Below are 15,974 nucleotides of genomic sequence, written 5' to 3' on the forward strand. Positions count from 1 at the left end.
ATTTTACAGGACAACGTCATCAGCTATCGGCGTTTCCATAATTCTCTTGACGACAGGAAGATCCGAAGACTGACCTAGCGCCCACATCAATTTTGGCACAATTGCTTCTGTGTTCATATTTCTTGATCGGATAATTAAGTCTTGGTTGACTCTGCGGCCAACCTCGTAAATGCTCATGTCTTCGCCTTCTTCAAGACATTGAGTCGTAATGACGACGACAATGCCGCTTTCGATCAGCTCATTCACTTTTGACAAAATGTCCCTGCCTTCAAACGGCACCCCTCCGCTGCCATAACTCTCAATGACAATTCCTTTGTACATGCTTTTCAGGGCATCAAACATTTCGGGCTTTAAGCCTGGATGCAGCTTCAGCAGACATACATCTGTGCATAGTGAAGTGTCAACTGTGAAGGTGTCGTTCTCAGGTTCCGTTACTTGTTTGTTGTATTCAATCCCGTCTTCATTGATAAAAGCGATATATGGGTAATTGATGCTTTCAAATGCGTCGTAGCTTTTCGTTCTTAATTTGATCGCACGCGTTCCCTGAATGACTCTGCCGTCAAATACAACATAAACGCCGCCCACGCCTTCACAGGCAAATCGAATGGCATCAGTAATATTTTTTTTGGCATCGGTTTTTTGGAACGTGATCGGAATCTGCGAGCCGGTGATGACAATCGGCTTTTTGGCATGCTGCAGCATATACGATAGTGCTGCAGATGTATAGGCCATTGTATCTGTACCGTGAGTAATAACAAACCCGTCATAGGCATCATAATTTTCCTTAACGGCTTCCGCTATTTCCACCCAGTATTCAGGCTGCATATTGGTGCTGTCTATATTCATAAGCGACTGAGTTTCCATTGTGTAATCGTTATCAAGTTTTGATACGTAACTTAATAATTCATCAGCCTTGACTCCGGGAGCCAGCCCATTTTCCCCTTCAACTGAAGCAATCGTTCCCCCAGTTGTCAACATCAATAATTTTTTCATACCATGCACCTCTTCACTGTATCTAAAGATGGGTTGCGAGAAGGTATTCGCTTTTCGCATACTTTTAATGCAATTATAGACACGGAAAATAAAATACGCAAGACATTATTATTCAATTCGCGTACACTTCCTAATACCTATATGATATAATCAGCTCAAGGTGAAAAAGGAGCGGAAGTTCATGAATCTAGATCGTTTAACTGAATTGAGAAAAAAGAAAAATTGGTCGCTTCAATATACAGCTGACCTTCTCGGTATCGCAAAAAGCACATATGCCGGCTACGAGTCAGGCTACCGACGGCCTTCACTTGAAGCGCTTGCCATGCTGGCTGACCTCTTTGACACAACCTGCGATGAACTTTTAGGCCGCGAGAAACAAAAGCAGACTGCTCCTCAGGCCATAGAATTGGCCACGTGGAGCAGCCTTGACTTTACCATTTCTGTTGATGGCCAGCCGCTGAGTGAAGATGAAATCATCCAGCTGATTACCTTTATACGCACAAAAAGAAAAGTACAGGAGGAACTGAGTTAATCTTTAGCTCACGGTTTAATTTTACCGTAGGTTCCTCCTCCTCCGGCTTTCAATTCCAGTTTTCCGGATCTCGCTTTTACGATAAGCGCCGCGGTTTTCGGCGGGACAACGCGAGCCAAATCTTCTTCTGCAGCCTCATGAAGAACAGCCATTTCTGTTCCGAAGGCTTTTTTTAGTTTGTCCAGCGTTTTCGGGCCTACACCCGGAACAAATTGCAGCGGGATCTGATGTACATATCGCGGACGCGGGACGCGAACTTCAAGCTGATCACTCAATTCACGCAATCTTTCGCTGACTCCTTTGGTAAATCTGGCATTTCCGCAATTCGCGCACGCTGTTTCCCCGCTTACAGCAGGCTCTCCGCACGCTTCGCAAGCGGTCTGATAATATTTCCCCAATAACGGGTCCAAGCCGTAATTTGCGATAATTTTCCTGTCATCTTGTCCCTTTAATGCAAGAGCAAATTCAGTAAAATCAGCTGACTGCACATATAGTTCATTATATTCTCTGCCGATTTTCCCCAACGAATGCGCATCAGAATTTGTTAAAAAAGGATACGGATTCAATTGCGATACGTGTGATGCCATGTCTGTATCACAGCTTAATCCAAGCTCCACCGCGTCTATCATAGATGGATCAAAAACCTCAGTTAAGCTTGATTTAACCCCTTTTCCATATAAGCTTTTATGCGGCGTAAAGATATGAGCGGGGATAAACAGGCCGCCCATATCCTGCACTTTTTTTTGCAGGTTTAAGCCCGTTTCATAAATCCGCTGCGAGCTTAAATGAATATTTTTCAGCCGGGCTGACAGCCAGTTTGAAAACTGTTTCATAGCAGCCAGCGTCGGCATAAATACGAGCACATGGATCGGTCCGCTGCAGGCTTCATCATAAATCTCCAGCTCGCTCCCCAATAAAAGAGTCGTGCTGCGATAACGGATTCCTCCCCCGTCAAGCTCGCGATATTTTCCAGATGAAATGCCTTCCTCAAGCTCTAGAATGACTTCCGGAGAATGACAGTCGATAATGCCGAGGAGTTCAATTCCTTTATGTTCACTGGCCTCAACCAAAATTCTGTCCAGTGTTAATGTTTTGGCGCCTGTTATTTTGACAGCCCTTCCTGTAAAGGTCCGGCCGATATGAATGTGCAAATCCGCGTAAATCTTTTTCATTTTTGTGCTTGGAGCGCTTCTTTCAGCTGAAGATACTGAATGGCGTAGGCTGTTTTAGCATCGTATACTTCACGCGATTCAATTAGCTTTAGCGCATCTTCAAGCGTCACCTCCATCACTTCAACAAACTCGTCCTCATCAAGCTCCCGTTTTTCTTCAAGCACAGAAAGCTCCTCAGCAAGAAAAACGTGAACAATTTCATCTGCAAATCCGGGTGATGTATAAAACGCAGTTATTTTTGTCAGTTTTTTTGCTGTATAACCGGTTTCCTCTTCAAGTTCCCGAAGTGCCGTATACTCCGGCTCCTCACCTTTTTCAAGCTTACCGGCCGGAATTTCAACGATCGTCCGCTCAAGCGGCTTACGGAATTGTTTGACCATGATGATTTTCCCTTCATCTGTGACGGCTAGTACCGCTACAGCTCCAGGGTGTTTCACAATTTCACGTTTACTGGCTTTGCCGTTTGGCAGCTCTACATCCTCGACATAAAGATCAATGACTTTACCCGAAAAGATCTGTTCTTTGGCAATTGTTTTTTCTTCTAATGATTTCATTTCTTCATCTCCCGTTCTGTCTCTATATGATGCCCCATACATTTTATCATACTAGAGCAAAAGGGGGCTTCTTCGTGAAAGTGCACCGCATGCCAAAAGGTGTTGTCTTAGTCGGAAAAGCATGGGAAATTCGGGCGAAGTTAAAAGAGTATGGACGCACATTTCAATATGTGAAAGATTGGATCTCAAAGCCATAAAAGTTGAAACTTTAGCTCCTTTATATTACGGTCAATACAAAGCCTAAAAAAGGAGTGTGCACATGAGAAAGCGCAAATTGGGTACATCTGATTTAGACATTAGTGAAGTCGGACTCGGCTGTATGTCTCTTGGAACTGAAAAAAACAAAGCATTGTCCATTTTGGATGAAGCGATCGAGCTTGGCATCAACTATTTGGACACAGCGGATTTGTATGACCGGGGACGCAACGAAGAAATTGTCGGTGATGCGATCCAAAACAGACGCCAGGATATTATACTGGCAACAAAAGCGGGAAACCGTTGGGATGACGGAAGCGAGGGCTGGTATTGGGACCCTTCAAAAGCTTACATAAAAGAGGCTGTAAAAAAGAGCCTTACACGGCTGAAAACAGATTATATCGACCTTTATCAGCTTCACGGCGGCACGATAGAGGACAACATTGATGAAACGATCGAAGCGTTTGAGGAATTAAAACAAGAAGGTGTCATCCGCTACTACGGCATTTCTTCCATCCGCCCGAATGTGATTAAAGAATATGTGAAAAAATCAAACATCGTCAGCATTATGATGCAATTCAGCCTGTTTGACAGACGCCCTGAGGAATGGCTCCCGCTTTTAGAGGAACATCAAATCAGCGTAGTCGCCAGAGGTCCTGTTGCCAAAGGGCTCTTAACTGAAAAACCGCTTGATCAAGCTTCAGACAGTATGAAACAAAACGGGTACTTGTCCTATTCATTCGAGGAACTGACAAATGCCCGCAAGGCAATGGAGGAAGTGGCTCCCGATCTTTCCATGACAGAAAAGTCGCTGCAGTATCTGCTAGCACAGCCGGCTGTCGCTTCAGTGATTACAGGCGCCAGTAAGATTGAGCAGTTACGGGAAAATATTCAGGCAGCAAATGCACGGCGTTTAACCGAGGAGGAAATCAAAGCGCTCCAATCTCATACGAAACAAGACATTTACAAAGTTCATCGCTCATAGCAGAAAAACCAGCACCCGTACAGGTGCTGGTTTATTTATATTGATGCCAATCCATTTGGCTTTCATTTAGGAGTTCTTCAAAGCTCTTATTTTTTTCGATCTCTTTTTTCTTTCTGATCTGTTCTGCTTTTTCTCTTTCCTGCCTCTTTTCATCCTCTTCCTTCAATTGGCTCTTCATCTCCATAAGCTTTGCTTTGATATCGGATTGAAGGCCGTCTTTTAGCTGGTGTTTGTCAGCGGATTTTTGTTTTTTCATTCAGACTTCCCCCATGTTTTGTTTTGAAGACAGTTTATCACGGAGCATATACACTGAACAAGCAGACTCTCTTCTGGTCACTTTCTCAGCGGAGCAGTGTTTAGGTATAATGATTTTAAACACGAATTACCTATATTTAGTTGAAAGGTGCTGTGACTTTTGAAGAAAATCCTTTTGGCCATTGGCGCTCTCGTAACAGTTGTCATCGCAATCGGAATTGTTTTTTCAAATATGATTCTATTCATCAAGAAAAAAACGGATGAAGACATTATCAAAAGAGAGACAGACAACGGACATGATGTGTTTGAATCATTTGAGCAAATGGAGAAAACCGCTTTTGTGATACCCTCCGCTTACGGGTATGGCATAAAAGGATACCATGTCGCACCGCATGACACACCTAACACTATCATCATCTGCCACGGGGTAACCATGAATGTGCTGAATTCTCTTAAGTATATGCATTTATTTCTTGATCTCGGCTGGAATGTGCTCATTTATGACCACCGCCGGCATGGCCAAAGCGGCGGAAAGACGACCAGCTACGGGTTTTACGAAAAAGATGATCTCAATAAGGTTGTCAGCTGGCTCAAAAACAAAACAAATCATCGCGGATTGATCGGAATTCACGGTGAGTCGATGGGGGCTGTGACCGCCCTGCTTTATGCTGGTGCACTGCAGCGATGGCGCTGATTTTTATATTGCCGATTGTCCGTTCGCATGTTTTGATGAACAGCTTGCCTACCGGCTGAGAGCGGAATACAGGCTCCCGTCTTGGCCCCTGCTCCCTATCGCCGACTTCTTTTTGAAGCTGAGGGGCGGCTATCGCGCACGCGAAGTATCTCCGCTTGCTGTCATTGATAAAATCGAAAAGCCGGTCCTCTTTATTCACAGTAAGGATGATGACTACATTCCTGTTTCTTCAACCGAGCGGCTTTATAAAAAGAAACGCGGGCCGAAAGCGCTGTACATTGCCGAGAACGGTGAACACGCCATGTCATATACCAAGAATCGGCATACGTACCGAAAAACAGTGCAGGAGTTTTTAGACAGCATGAATGATTCAACAGAATAAAAAAGCGAAAGGCCTCTTCGGCTCTTTCGCTTTTTTATGTTACAGAACGTCGGTAATGCCATCCATATTTTCTCTGATCCATTCAATCGCAAGATCTATCGTTGTAAACTCCTGCGTCTCGAAGGTCATTTCATCCTGCAATAGCCAGACATCTTTCTTGATGGACTCTGCTCCTCCGATTGACCAGTGAAGCAAGGTATAGGGATGGTTTTGATTCAGGAAGGATACCCACGTTTTATTTTGTGCTGTGTTCTTCATTGCCTTCAGCTTTTGTTCCACGTTTCGCGTCTCCTACTTTACTAATATGCTCATTCTGGGGCTGAGCATTTCAGCCGGGCTTTTCAGCGCCAATGTTTTGGCTTTTTCATTGTAATCGATCGTCATTTGATCGTCAAAAAACACTTTTTGCGACGATTGGATATACAGCGGAATGCCGTTCGTTTCCAGCTGCTCGCACTGTCCCGTTAATTCTTCTGCCAGCCAGATTGTCGGGACACCGCTTACAGCGCAGCCGCATCCTTCTGCATCGTAACGAAGCTGGGCTTTTTTTCCCGGGTTGGCGTCAAACGCCTGCTGCAGTGCCTGTTTTGCTGCATCTGTCACATGTATGTTCATAAGGTGAAACCCCCGTTTTCATCATTTTCGCTATTGTAGCATACAACACTGCCATTCGCATGGTTTCTGCCTTTTTTCCACCGCTTCGCATTTTCTTCTGCAGTCTTGATCCACTCATCTTTCCCTTGTATGTACTGATTGATGCTGTCAGGATGCTGGGCCGCCAGCCGTTTTTTGAGAACGGCGTATTCTTTCGCTATGTTTGGATGAGCTCTGAGATAATCTCTGAATAACAGATGCCTTTCAATAGCAGGGTTTCCCTGTTCGTACATATGGACATGATGAGTGCGTTTATTTCCGCCCTTTTGGAAATAACGCCTGCCCGCTATGCCGTTCTCACCTTTTGGTATATAGCCGTTAGCCTTCATTTGTTCATCAAATTGGCTCACGGCTTCAATGCTTCTGACTTCAATTAACATATCAATGATTGGCTTCGCTGCCATGTTCGGTATCGATGTGCTTCCGATGTGATGAACAGCGATAATCTCCGGCCCGAACACAAGTTTCAGCCGTTCTTTTTCTTCATCGAAACATTCTGCCCATTTTTCGTTGTAGAGAATGACCTCAACTTTTCTTTTCGGATACAAATGAAAGACCGACAGCAATAGACCCTGCGCTGCTTTGACGGTTTCTGCCTTTTGGAATCCAGCCTGTGTATAGAGTGACACGGCCGGGGTATTGTTCTCGGCTGTGACTACTTCGATTTTCTCAGCGTCTTCATTATGATCAATGACAAATTGCAGAAGTGATCGTCCAATTCCTTTTCTGAAACCGTCAGGATGCACAACAAGCCTGCAAATGGTGAGATGATGCATGTTTTTCTCATATGAAATGACACCGATCAGCTTGCCGTTTTTCCGATATCCCGCAAACCGTTCATGGGATGCTTGAATATCCTTCACCTTCTCTTGTAAGGCGGGAATACCGTCAAAACCGATAATCTCTGTTTCCTTTATGTAGGCGGGGATCTGTACGGCTAAAATCTCACGCGCTATAGTGGCTTCCTTATGCTGGAGAAATTCAATCATTCGTGTTCTCCTGAAACAGCCGCTGTCTGTCGACTTTTGCGACGCGGACTGCATACGACTCGTACCAAACGCTTCTTCCTTTTTCTTTTGCTGCTTGATGTTCAGTGTGATGCCTCCAATGGTTAATTGCGTCCATACTGTCCCAATAGGAAACTGTGATGCCCCTTCCATCCGCTTCACGTACGCTTTCCACGCCTAAAAATCCAGGCTGATCCGCCGCAAGTGATACCATCCGCTCCGCTGTTTCTCCATATCCTGTGTCATTTTCGCTTTTGACAGAAGAAAAAATGACTGCATAGTAAGGAGGCTCAGGTGTTTTTTATAAAAAATCCATCATATTTCCCCCTCATATGTTTTTGACAAACAGTACCCTGTCTTGGCCCGGGCCATCATAGTTTGCAAACACTGAGATGCCATTTACCGTTTTGGTGCCCTTTTCAATATCAAACCCCAATTTTGTGTGATATGCGATTGATACCTTATTCACAGGTGAAGTGACACACTTCACCCGGGTGCAGCCCCTTTGTTTTACTGTTTCGATAAATACATCATACAATTGTTTCCCGATTTGCATTTTTCTGAAATCCGGATGCACACCGGAAAAATGAATGTACGCCGTTTCAGGATCGGATTGCGATTGAAATCCGATTAAAAATCCCGTCATGCTGTTATGTTCGGATGTAATAAAGCTTGTGTCCTGAAAATGCTCAAAAAATAGTCTCGGCAATTTTTCTTTCAGCTGTCTGCCGCCCCACCATTCATTCAGTACAGACGTTACCATTTCATAATCTGAAGACGTGATTGTTCGAATATCCATTACGATTTGATCTCCCTCCGTCTGGCAAAACGAATGTCAGCTCTTTTTCTCACAATATAAAAATTATATTTTGCCTGGCTGGAATTGTAAATGCCTTCTTTCCTGTATCATACGTTTCCAGACTGCCGAGGGAACAATGTTTGATCATTTTACGCCTATTTCTCCCCCAAACAGGAGGAGAGACTTTACAGCACAATATCAAGCACTTGATCAAGTTTCAGCTTATAAAGCTGATCCTCGTCTCCTTTTATCCATACTGCTTTTTCAAACTCTTCATACCGGCAGATTTTCCCGGTGCAGCAGACAATCTCACCGTCCTGAAAGCAGCTGACAGTGATATCCTGAGCAAACTCCATCGCGGCGCAAAGCGTTTGATTCATCTCTTCCAGCTTATCGGGGTCAAGGATCGGCTTTTGCAGCTTCTGTTTAAGTCGCTTTCTCTCCAGCAGGCTTTGCTTATGTTCCGGCAGAAACATCCTGCTCCCTTCCCACAGCAGGTTGCCCCTTTTTAAATGGTCGTTCATTTATAATGCCCCCCTATTTTAGCCGCACGTTCAAATGCCTGGCCTGCCGCTGTCAGTGACGCCGCCCTGATGATTGCTGTATCGCCGAATCGATTTTTAATGCCATCCATCACATAGCCTAGGCTCATTTTCTTTGCATAATCCTGAAATAAATTGAGCTGCCATATGTCATCAGATGAGAGCTGAGACAGATTGACACCGAGGCGGCGGACGGGTTTCCCGTCCCAAAATGTAAGAAACAGCCGTCGTACAGCCTCATATACATCCTGCGTAGAATTAGTCGGCTCTGCCAGCTTCACTTGCCGGTTGAAGCCCGTCGGCCAATCAAAATCAGCACCCCGGCAGCTCACTGACACTGTCTGCCCCATGACCCCGGCGTTTCGGCTTCGCCTGCACACCTCTTCACTCAGCTCAAGCAATACGACCTTGATTTCTTTGTCAAAGTGTTCGTAGTCTCTCGGGAGAGTCATTCCATGACCTATCGCCTTTTGCCCGTCCAGAGACGAAGTTGACACAGGGGAATAGTCGATTCCGTTTGCCGTCATCCACAGCACGTGGCCGTTAATGCCCCATTTCTTTTTTAAAAGATCGAGCGGAAAAGCCGCGAGCCCGCCGATCGTGCTGATGCCCATTCGATTTAAATGATGCTTCATGCGGCTCCCGACGCCAAACATGCTGCCCACCGGGAGCGGCCACATTTCGGTTTTCATATTTTCTTTCGTTAAGGTAAAAATACCGTTCTTATTCTTTTTGGCAAAATTGTCACACGCAATTTTGGCCAGCGCTTTGTTAGGGCCGATTCCCACCCGTGCATAAACGCCGATCTCCCGCATGATTCTGCTCTGAATGCTTTTCGCGATCTCCATCGGCGTCCCAAACAGCTTCTGGCTGCCTGTAATGTCAATGAACTGTTCATCGATAGAATAAGGCTCCACAAGGTCTGTATACTCCTCGAGAATGGCCGTAATTTGCAGTGATACATCAATATACCGTTGCATACGCGGCCGGAGCACAACAGCCTCAGGACACTTTTCCTGCGCCTCCCACAGCCGTGAAGCATTCACCACACCTTTTTGTTTCGCCAGCGGGCAGGCAGCCAATACCACTCCGCCCCTTTTTTCAGGGTCACCCGAAACAATGACAGGCTTATTTTTCAAATGTGGATTTTCCGCTTTCTCTACAGATGCATAAAACGATTGCATGTCAACGAGAAAAATCACTTTTTCTTTCATCATACACACCTCTAAAAAGAACTTATGTTCGTTTTTCATTATATGCGAAAGTATGTTCGTTTTATACTGGTAAATGATTCTTGTCTGACAGAAAATATGATCCAAGGGTTTGAGAGAAGAAAAACATTTAGTAGAATAAAAGCGAAGCATAAGGATAGGAGAGTCATGATGGAGAAATTTGTCGAAAAAATGATGGGACAGGCATTGCGTCAATACGGCAGAAACGTTGCTATAGACCCGTTAAGCCCGTATGAAAAACAAAGCCTGAAAGCGGCTCTACAAGAGAGACGGAATGAAGAACCGGATGAGGATTTGCATGCGCATATAGAAGATATCATTTATGACTATGTCACAAACCAAGGTCTGTTCTCTTAAACGCATGACTGTCAGTTCTTTCAGCCGCTGATGCGGCTTCCCTTTGAAAACACCGCCTGAAACAAATAAACAGTCTCAGGCTTACAGAAAAAAGCAGGATTTTCTCACGCTCCATAGATTCATATGGCCTGGCGTAAAATTCCCCCTCAGAACTCGCGCAAAACGGAATAAGCTGTCCATGATCCCGCGTATACACTTTTTCGAAGAGATGTGCTCTCTTGTTCTGTCATGCGGTCCATGCCGGTTTTCAGCGTACATCTTGATCTCATAGCCGGTTTCACTGCCAATATGATCCACGTCCTGGCGGCTTAAACTCTTTTAATGTTTCAAACACACCCTCACTGAATTCGGACATACCGTCATTTTCCTTCTGTCATCACCTTCAATTTCAAGATGTAACCCCCGCCACACGCATCCTCAACGCATAGTATATTGCCATCCATACAATCAGGCATACTACATGTCAATAACGAAATATTTTGAACGATCTATTGGAGAAGGAAATTTTTTCATATATGATAGAGAAAGATCATACATACAGGAGAGAATATAATTCATGAAGAAATGGAAAGATATCCACCCGATCAGCTGGACAATTATAATCGGAACCATTTTCGGCAGAATGGCAACATCGATGAGCATTCCTTTTTTAGCGATTTATTTGACAGCCGTCCAAGGCGCATCAGCTTCCTATGCAGGGCTGGTCATCGCCGCGAGCTCATCAGTCGGCATCCTCGCAAGCTTTTACGGCGGATATATCTCAGATAAATTCGGCAGAAAAAACATGATGCTTGTATCGATTTTCGGATGGATGCTGGTATTTGCAGGCTTTGCGGCAGCATCTCATCTCTGGGTGTTTTTTGTAGTTAACGCATTAAACGGTCTTTGCAAATCACTGTTTGAGCCCGCTTCAAAGGCCTTGCTGTCTGATATGACAGAAGAAAAAACGAGACTGCTAGTTTTTAATTTACGCTATGCAGCTATTAATATCGGCGTTGTCTTCGGACCTGTGCTTGGCCTATATTTCGGCTCATCGCAATCGACTACGCCCTTTTTGGTGCCTGCAGTCATTTACGGACTATACGGAATTGTGCTTGCCCTCCAATTTAAAAAACATCCATCCTTATCAGCACCAGTCCAGTCCCGAAATATGAGCGTGCGGGAAGCGTTTATGGTCACGCAAAAGGATTATCTTTTTACCATTGCTTTGGTCGGCATTACGCTATGCACCTTCGGCTACTCACAATTCAGTTCCACATTCCCTCAGTATATGGCGCAGAACCCCTTGATCGGCAATGGAACGAAGCTGTATGGGCTGATGCTGACATTAAACGCAATCGTTGTGTTGGCGACGCAATTTCCCATTGTCCATTTTGCAAAACGGTTTTCGCCGCTTTGTTCTCTGATGCTCGGTAATGTGATGGTTAGCATCAGCATGGCCATTTTCACCGCATCACACGGTGTTCCATCACTTGTAATGATTGTCATCACATTTACAATCGGCGAAGTTCTTTTATTCTCTATGATGGATTTGTATGTAGACCAGATTGCAAAACCAGGATTAAAAGGCACTTATTTCGGGGCAATCGGTTTTTCACAGCTCGGAAACGTCATCGGCCCTTGGGTCGGGGGGATATGTATAGACCTATTTGGCGCTGGCCGGCCGATTTATATTTTTTCTGTCCTGAGCGGCATTACCCTGCTCGGCCTGCCATTTTTAGCGTTCGCCTATCGGCAAATGAAAACGGGAACTACAAAACACGGTTCCCGTCTGGAAAAGCAGCTCTAAATAAAAATGGGAGAAAATGAATCTCTCCCGCAAACATGAGGTGAAAAACATGAATATAGGCGATGTGATGTTTCAGCTGTTTGTATTTATTATATTTGCCGCTGTCGTCTTTGCGGCTGTTACAGGCTTCAAGTATGCGAAAAACCGAAAAGCGCAGCTGGATCGCATTGAGAAAAAGCTGAACAGCCTGTCCGAAGATCACGATTAACAGCTTGGGACAACGAGCTCTACCTTAATCCGGTCTGGATCCTCACAAAAGACTGCATAATGCCCGTCTCCTCCGGCAAAAGGATGCCTGTCTTGGTACAACACACGATAACCTTTTGCCGTCAATTTTTCAGTCATCTGATCGACTTGAAGCTTGGATTCAGCATGAAATGCGAGATGGTTCAGACCGACTCGGCATCTATGGTATTTCGGCTCTAGAAATGACTCTTTCGCCTGCACAATCACTAGGTAAAAACGATCTTTCTTCCAGCTGATGCCTGAGCTCCATTTTTGATACTCTTTATAACCAAGTTCTTTTAAGAACCAGCCCCAAAACCGCCTAGACGCCTCCAAATCAGAGACATACAGTTCAATATGATGCACAATTTCATACCCTCCTTACCAGCACTTCCTCGACCTTATGCCCGTCTCCCTTACGCAAAATGAGATCTGACCTGAATTTAGTCGGCAAAATATTTTCATATAAATTCGGCCGGTTGACACTCTCCCAAATCGAGGCTGCCATCTCGTCAGCCTCCTGATCGGACAAGTCTTTGAATTTATGAAAATATGAATCAGGATTTTGAAAAGCTGTTTCCCGAAGCAGGCGAAAACGCTCTAAATACCAAGTGAAAATCCGGCTTTCCTCCGCATCCACATAAATCGAAAAATCAAAGAAATCGGAAACAAAAATACGCGGGTTTTCCCGGTCATCCTCCAAGGTGGGCGACTGAAGAACATTAATGCCTTCAATAATCACAATATCCGCCTGTTCTACAACCTCGAACACACCTTCCTCGCGGTCATAGGTTAGATGGGAATACACCGGGGCCTTTACGCTGTCCTTTCCTGATTTTAAGTCATTCAAAAATTCGAGCAGCGCCTTTACATCATAGCTTTCAGGAAATCCTTTTCTTGACATCATATTTTTCTTTTTCAGCTCGGCAGTAGGAAATAAAAAACCATCTGTCGTGATAAGGCTCACTTTTGGACGGTCAGGCAAACGCGAAAGCAGCTTCTGCAAGATCCGCGCCGTCGTGCTTTTTCCGACTGCGACACTGCCAGCAATGCCGATAATAAACGGAATTTTGGCTGAATGTGGGTGCTTCAAAAAAACATTGACATGCTTATTGCGTTCAGCCGCAGACTTGACATGCAAATGAAGCAAGCGAACAAGCGGAATATAGATTGTTTCCACTTCTTCAACAGATAAATAATCATTCAATCCTTCCACAGCTTTTGCCTCTTCTTCAGATACAGCAATCGACAAATGCCCCCCAAAACCAGACCAAGACGCCCGATTGTGCTGTGTATATAAAGTATGTAGGTTAAGTTCTTTATTTTTCACTGTTTACACCTGACTCTCTGTAGGTTAAAACCCTTACAAAGATTGTAACGGAAAACCTTTTCACTGTCTGCTTATTTTTCATTTCGTTTTTTTAGCAAATCAGCACCAATTCGGTTATACGCAGCCATTTCATCTTTTGGAACCATGCTTCCTCCCGTTCCCCAGACGACATGTACGGCATGTTCCATCTTATATTTCTGACCATAGCGCCTTCCCTCTTCTGTCGAAAAAAGCTGAACCGGCCCGAACATGCCCGCAAGAGCAGAGGGCTCTAAATATTTATCTTCAGATACAGCCAGCATATGAAGCAAAGTATAAAGCGTATTGTCCTCTACCGTATAACAGCCGCTCAGAAGCGGTTCAATCAGCTTGCCGACAAATCCTGACGGTCTCCCTACGGCAAGTCCGTCAGCAGCAGTCTGATTATCCAGGCCGATATCCTGGACGGAGATCTTTTCGTGAAGTCCTGAATAAAGCCCTAACAGCATACAAGGTGAATGAGTTGGTTCTGCGAAAAACACATGAACATGATCTCCGTATAAAAGCTTCAGCCCAAATGCTACACCGCCCGGTCCTCCGCCGACTCCGCACGGCAGATACACAAACAAGGGCGTCTCAAGACTTGGCTTTATATTCATACAGTCAAGCTGTGTTTTTAATCGGCTTGCGGCAACAGCATATCCTAAGAACAGCTGACGAGAATGTTCATCATCAATAAAATAACAGAATGGATCTTGTTCCGCCTGCCGTCTCCCCTCGTTCACCGCTTCACTGTAATCTGTTTCGTACTCCATAACAGTGACTCCCTTTTGGCGGAGGAGATCCTTTTTCCACTGCTTAGCATCGGCGGACATATGCACTGTCACGCGAAAGCCGAGTGCCGCGCTGATGATGCCGATGCTTAAACCTAGATTTCCTGTCGAACCGACAGCAATCGAATAGCGGGAGAAAAACCCGGTAAACCGCTCTTCCTGTAAGATGCGGTAATCATCGGTTTCCTGAAGCATTCCTTCTTGAAGTGCGAGATTTTCAGCATGCTTTAACACTTCATAAATCCCGCCCCTCGCTTTAATCGATCCTGAAATCGGAAGCTCGTGGTCGCACTTTAAAAGCCATCTTCCGGGAAATGGCTGCTGATATGCCGCTTCCAGCTTTCCCTTCATATGCTGCACCTCAAAAAGCGGAGACTCGATGATTCCTTTAGCGCCTTTCGTCTCAGGAAACACCTCGGCAATGTAAGGTGCAAACCGCTGCATTCTTTTTTCCGCTTCCGCTATCTCGGTTGCCCACTCATCTGCACGGGGTATTGGCCCCTCTTTCTTGCCTGAATTTGCCCAGAATACAGGCTCTGCATCAATCAGTTTCTGAATAAACGGATCTTTAAGCAGAGCATGAAGGACTTCTGAATGAACTGACATTCAACAATCTCTCCCTTCCACTATCAAAAGCTGCCTCGTGAGAAACAAGCCACTCCACCACAGGCAGTTCCATCATTATTTTTTCATGAGCGCGCGTCCTGCCAGCTTTTCTACAAGAGCTGGAAACAGCTGATACAGCTTAGTGCCGGCATTCATTAAACGCGGAAGATTGATCTCCCGCTTTTTCGTAAAAATTGCAGCTGTAATTTGAGCTGCCACGTCATCAGGATCAAGCATCCAGCGGCCGACATTTTTGGCGTAGTCCCCGCCTTTATCAGCAATGGAAAAAAAGTCCGTCTGAATTGGTCCCGGGTTGACTGTTGTCACATAAATGCCGGTTCCCGAAAGCTCCATCCGCAAAGCGTTTGAGTAACCTAACACGGCATGTTTGGTCGCGGAATACAGGCTCGACTTCGGTGTTGCGATTTTCCCCGCTTGAGAGGCGATATTGATGATATGGCCCTTTTTTTGCTCAAGCATTTGCGGAAGCACCGCTTTTGTACAGGCGATCAAGCCGAAGACATTCACATCAAACATCGCTTTCATGTCATCCAATGTAGAGTCTAAAACCGTTTCAAATATACCGAAGCCCGCATTGTTAATCAGTACATCAACCGAGCCGATCTGATCGCGGACCCGGGCAATATCCTCTAGGCGGCCGACATCCAGAGGAAAAATCTCACACTGTCCGCTCCATTCCTCGGTTATTTTCCTTTTGATTTCTATCAAACGATCCTCGCGTCTAGCCGACAGCAGGACATGGGCTCCTTCAGCCGCGCATAAGTATGCGATTCTTTCACCAAGCCCTCCTGAAGCGCCGGTTATCCAAATCCTTTTTCCCGCTATATGTTTCACCCAT

The 15,974-nt window shown here is 45.1% G+C and carries 21 protein-coding genes and 2 pseudogenes; 7 read left to right on the top strand and 16 right to left on the bottom strand.

The features are described 5' to 3' along the window. Nucleotides 1-3: 3 nt before the first annotated feature. On the bottom strand, nt 4-993 hold the full coding sequence (ansA, locus tag MKX71_RS11720; protein ID WP_004399032.1) for an asparaginase: 990 nt from the start codon (nt 991-993) through the stop codon (nt 4-6). Nucleotides 994-1,174: 181 nt separating this feature from the next. Here ansA and ansR point away from each other — a divergent pair, with 181 nt between their 5' ends. Next, nucleotides 1,175-1,525, top strand: coding sequence for an HTH-type transcriptional regulator AnsR (gene ansR / locus MKX71_RS11725; protein ID WP_004399024.1), 351 nt, complete (start codon nt 1,175-1,177; stop codon nt 1,523-1,525). Between the two features lie 8 nt (nt 1,526-1,533). Here the strand turns inward: ansR and MKX71_RS11730 are convergent, their stop codons facing one another. Then, nucleotides 1,534-2,697, bottom strand: coding sequence for a TIGR00375 family protein (locus MKX71_RS11730; RefSeq protein ID WP_213385679.1), 1,164 nt, complete (start codon nt 2,695-2,697; stop codon nt 1,534-1,536). Beyond that, nucleotides 2,694-3,251, bottom strand: a complete 558-nt coding sequence (nudF, locus tag MKX71_RS11735; RefSeq protein ID WP_017695934.1) for an ADP-ribose pyrophosphatase — start codon at nt 3,249-3,251, stop codon at nt 2,694-2,696. Before nudF ends, MKX71_RS11730 begins: the two co-directional genes overlap by 4 nt. 74 nt (nt 3,252-3,325) lie before the next feature. Between nudF and mciZ the strand changes: the two genes are divergently transcribed. After that, the gene (gene mciZ, locus MKX71_RS11740) at nt 3,326-3,448 is read left to right on the top strand and encodes a Z-ring formation inhibitor MciZ (RefSeq protein ID WP_003230420.1); all 123 of its coding nucleotides are present in this window, start codon (nt 3,326-3,328) and stop codon (nt 3,446-3,448) included. A gap of 62 nt (nt 3,449-3,510) precedes the next feature. Continuing rightward, nucleotides 3,511-4,431 (top strand): aldo/keto reductase, encoded by a 921-nt coding sequence (locus MKX71_RS11745; RefSeq protein ID WP_339231135.1) that lies wholly within the window; start codon nt 3,511-3,513, stop codon nt 4,429-4,431. A gap of 31 nt (nt 4,432-4,462) precedes the next feature. On the opposite strand, the gene MKX71_RS11750 is transcribed toward MKX71_RS11745, so the two are convergent. Further along, a complete protein-coding gene (locus MKX71_RS11750) occupies nt 4,463-4,687 on the bottom strand; it encodes a YqkE family protein (protein WP_003230416.1) in 225 nt (74 codons plus the stop codon). A gap of 159 nt (nt 4,688-4,846) precedes the next feature. Here MKX71_RS11750 and MKX71_RS11755 point away from each other — a divergent pair. Then, a pseudogene (locus MKX71_RS11755) lies at nt 4,847-5,762 on the top strand (alpha/beta hydrolase). A 39-nt stretch (nt 5,763-5,801) separates the two neighbouring features. Here MKX71_RS11755 and MKX71_RS11760 read toward each other — a convergent pair. The 7 genes and pseudogenes from MKX71_RS11760 to MKX71_RS11790 all read right to left on the bottom strand — a co-directional run bounded on the left by MKX71_RS11760 (nt 5,802) and on the right by MKX71_RS11790 (nt 9,981). Continuing rightward, nucleotides 5,802-6,041 carry a YqkC family protein gene (locus MKX71_RS11760; protein WP_003230411.1) on the bottom strand — a complete coding sequence of 80 codons (240 nt, stop codon included), beginning with the start codon at nt 6,039-6,041 and terminating at the stop codon, nt 5,802-5,804. 12 nt (nt 6,042-6,053) lie between these two features. Continuing rightward, the gene (locus tag MKX71_RS11765; protein ID WP_003226552.1) at nt 6,054-6,377 is read right to left on the bottom strand and encodes an iron-sulfur cluster biosynthesis family protein; all 324 of its coding nucleotides are present in this window, start codon (nt 6,375-6,377) and stop codon (nt 6,054-6,056) included. Then, the gene (locus tag MKX71_RS11770; protein ID WP_339231136.1) at nt 6,374-7,405 is read right to left on the bottom strand and encodes a bifunctional GNAT family N-acetyltransferase/GrpB family protein; all 1,032 of its coding nucleotides are present in this window, start codon (nt 7,403-7,405) and stop codon (nt 6,374-6,376) included. Before MKX71_RS11770 ends, MKX71_RS11765 begins: the two co-directional genes overlap by 4 nt. Then, a pseudogene (locus MKX71_RS11775) lies at nt 7,398-7,742 on the bottom strand (antibiotic biosynthesis monooxygenase). Before MKX71_RS11775 ends, MKX71_RS11770 begins: the two are co-directional and overlap by 8 nt. Nucleotides 7,743-7,751: 9 nt before the next feature. Then, entirely contained in the window at nt 7,752-8,222 is a 471-nt protein-coding gene (locus MKX71_RS11780) for a GNAT family N-acetyltransferase (protein ID WP_004398668.1), read from the bottom strand. 185 nt (nt 8,223-8,407) lie between these two features. Then, nucleotides 8,408-8,746 carry a YolD-like family protein gene (locus tag MKX71_RS11785; protein WP_004398477.1) on the bottom strand — a complete coding sequence of 113 codons (339 nt, stop codon included), beginning with the start codon at nt 8,744-8,746 and terminating at the stop codon, nt 8,408-8,410. Beyond that, a complete protein-coding gene (locus MKX71_RS11790) occupies nt 8,743-9,981 on the bottom strand; it encodes a DNA polymerase IV (RefSeq protein ID WP_076458083.1) in 1,239 nt (412 codons plus the stop codon). The genes MKX71_RS11785 and MKX71_RS11790 overlap by 4 nt, the downstream gene beginning before the upstream one ends. 165 nt (nt 9,982-10,146) lie before the next feature. Between MKX71_RS11790 and MKX71_RS11795 the strand changes: the two genes are divergently transcribed. Continuing rightward, on the top strand, nt 10,147-10,353 hold the full coding sequence (locus MKX71_RS11795; protein ID WP_015251766.1) for a YqzH family protein: 207 nt from the start codon (nt 10,147-10,149) through the stop codon (nt 10,351-10,353). 146 nt (nt 10,354-10,499) lie between these two features. Here the strand turns inward: MKX71_RS11795 and MKX71_RS11800 are convergent, their stop codons facing one another. Continuing rightward, nucleotides 10,500-10,640 carry a hypothetical protein gene (locus MKX71_RS11800; protein ID WP_154817153.1) on the bottom strand — a complete coding sequence of 47 codons (141 nt, stop codon included), beginning with the start codon at nt 10,638-10,640 and terminating at the stop codon, nt 10,500-10,502. A 269-nt stretch (nt 10,641-10,909) separates the two neighbouring features. Here MKX71_RS11800 and MKX71_RS11805 point away from each other — a divergent pair, with 269 nt between their 5' ends. Further along, a complete protein-coding gene (locus tag MKX71_RS11805; RefSeq protein ID WP_339231137.1) occupies nt 10,910-12,142 on the top strand; it encodes an MFS transporter in 1,233 nt (410 codons plus the stop codon). Nucleotides 12,143-12,191: 49 nt separating this feature from the next. After that, nucleotides 12,192-12,350, top strand: coding sequence for a hypothetical protein (locus tag MKX71_RS11810; protein ID WP_004398585.1), 159 nt, complete (start codon nt 12,192-12,194; stop codon nt 12,348-12,350). Here the strand turns inward: MKX71_RS11810 and MKX71_RS11815 are convergent. The 4 genes from MKX71_RS11815 to MKX71_RS11830 all read right to left on the bottom strand — a co-directional run bounded on the left by MKX71_RS11815 (nt 12,347) and on the right by MKX71_RS11830 (nt 15,970). Next, a complete protein-coding gene (locus tag MKX71_RS11815; RefSeq protein ID WP_339231139.1) occupies nt 12,347-12,733 on the bottom strand; it encodes a VOC family protein in 387 nt (128 codons plus the stop codon). The two genes, MKX71_RS11810 and MKX71_RS11815, sit on opposite strands and share 4 nt — an antisense overlap. 4 nt (nt 12,734-12,737) lie before the next feature. Beyond that, on the bottom strand, nt 12,738-13,697 hold the full coding sequence (coaA, locus tag MKX71_RS11820; protein WP_014480189.1) for a type I pantothenate kinase: 960 nt from the start codon (nt 13,695-13,697) through the stop codon (nt 12,738-12,740). A 71-nt stretch (nt 13,698-13,768) separates the two neighbouring features. After that, complete coding sequence (dsdA, locus tag MKX71_RS11825; protein ID WP_339231141.1) at nt 13,769-15,115, bottom strand: D-serine ammonia-lyase; 1,347 nt, start codon at nt 15,113-15,115, stop codon at nt 13,769-13,771. A gap of 75 nt (nt 15,116-15,190) precedes the next feature. Continuing rightward, the gene (locus MKX71_RS11830; RefSeq protein ID WP_015483409.1) at nt 15,191-15,970 is read right to left on the bottom strand and encodes an SDR family oxidoreductase; all 780 of its coding nucleotides are present in this window, start codon (nt 15,968-15,970) and stop codon (nt 15,191-15,193) included. Nucleotides 15,971-15,974 lie beyond the last annotated feature (4 nt).

The sequence above is a fragment of the Bacillus sp. FSL M8-0071 genome, from assembly GCF_037975455.1.
Lineage (GTDB): Bacteria > Bacillota > Bacilli > Bacillales > Bacillaceae > Bacillus > Bacillus subtilis.

Bases quoted from the DNA above. Each gene is read 5' to 3' on its own strand.
- MKX71_RS11790 (WP_076458083.1), bottom strand. From the start codon at position 9,981: ATGATGAAAGAAAAAGTGATTTTTCTCGTTGACATGCAATCGTTTTAT.
- ansR (WP_004399024.1), top strand. From the start codon at position 1,175: ATGAATCTAGATCGTTTAACTGAATTGAGAAAAAAGAAAAATTGGTCG.
- MKX71_RS11745 (WP_339231135.1), top strand. From the start codon at position 3,511: ATGAGAAAGCGCAAATTGGGTACATCTGATTTAGACATTAGTGAAGTC.
- nudF (WP_017695934.1), bottom strand. From the start codon at position 3,251: ATGAAATCATTAGAAGAAAAAACAATTGCCAAAGAACAGATCTTTTCG.
- MKX71_RS11780 (WP_004398668.1), bottom strand. From the start codon at position 8,222: ATGGATATTCGAACAATCACGTCTTCAGATTATGAAATGGTAACGTCT.
- MKX71_RS11730 (WP_213385679.1), bottom strand. From the start codon at position 2,697: ATGAAAAAGATTTACGCGGATTTGCACATTCATATCGGCCGGACCTTT.
- MKX71_RS11795 (WP_015251766.1), top strand. From the start codon at position 10,147: ATGGAGAAATTTGTCGAAAAAATGATGGGACAGGCATTGCGTCAATAC.
- MKX71_RS11750 (WP_003230416.1), bottom strand. From the start codon at position 4,687: ATGAAAAAACAAAAATCCGCTGACAAACACCAGCTAAAAGACGGCCTT.
- MKX71_RS11770 (WP_339231136.1), bottom strand. From the start codon at position 7,405: ATGATTGAATTTCTCCAGCATAAGGAAGCCACTATAGCGCGTGAGATT.
- MKX71_RS11805 (WP_339231137.1), top strand. From the start codon at position 10,910: ATGAAGAAATGGAAAGATATCCACCCGATCAGCTGGACAATTATAATC.
- MKX71_RS11765 (WP_003226552.1), bottom strand. From the start codon at position 6,377: ATGAACATACATGTGACAGATGCAGCAAAACAGGCACTGCAGCAGGCG.
- ansA (WP_004399032.1), bottom strand. From the start codon at position 993: ATGAAAAAATTATTGATGTTGACAACTGGGGGAACGATTGCTTCAGTT.
- MKX71_RS11810 (WP_004398585.1), top strand. From the start codon at position 12,192: ATGAATATAGGCGATGTGATGTTTCAGCTGTTTGTATTTATTATATTT.
- MKX71_RS11785 (WP_004398477.1), bottom strand. From the start codon at position 8,746: ATGAACGACCATTTAAAAAGGGGCAACCTGCTGTGGGAAGGGAGCAGG.
- dsdA (WP_339231141.1), bottom strand. From the start codon at position 15,115: ATGTCAGTTCATTCAGAAGTCCTTCATGCTCTGCTTAAAGATCCGTTT.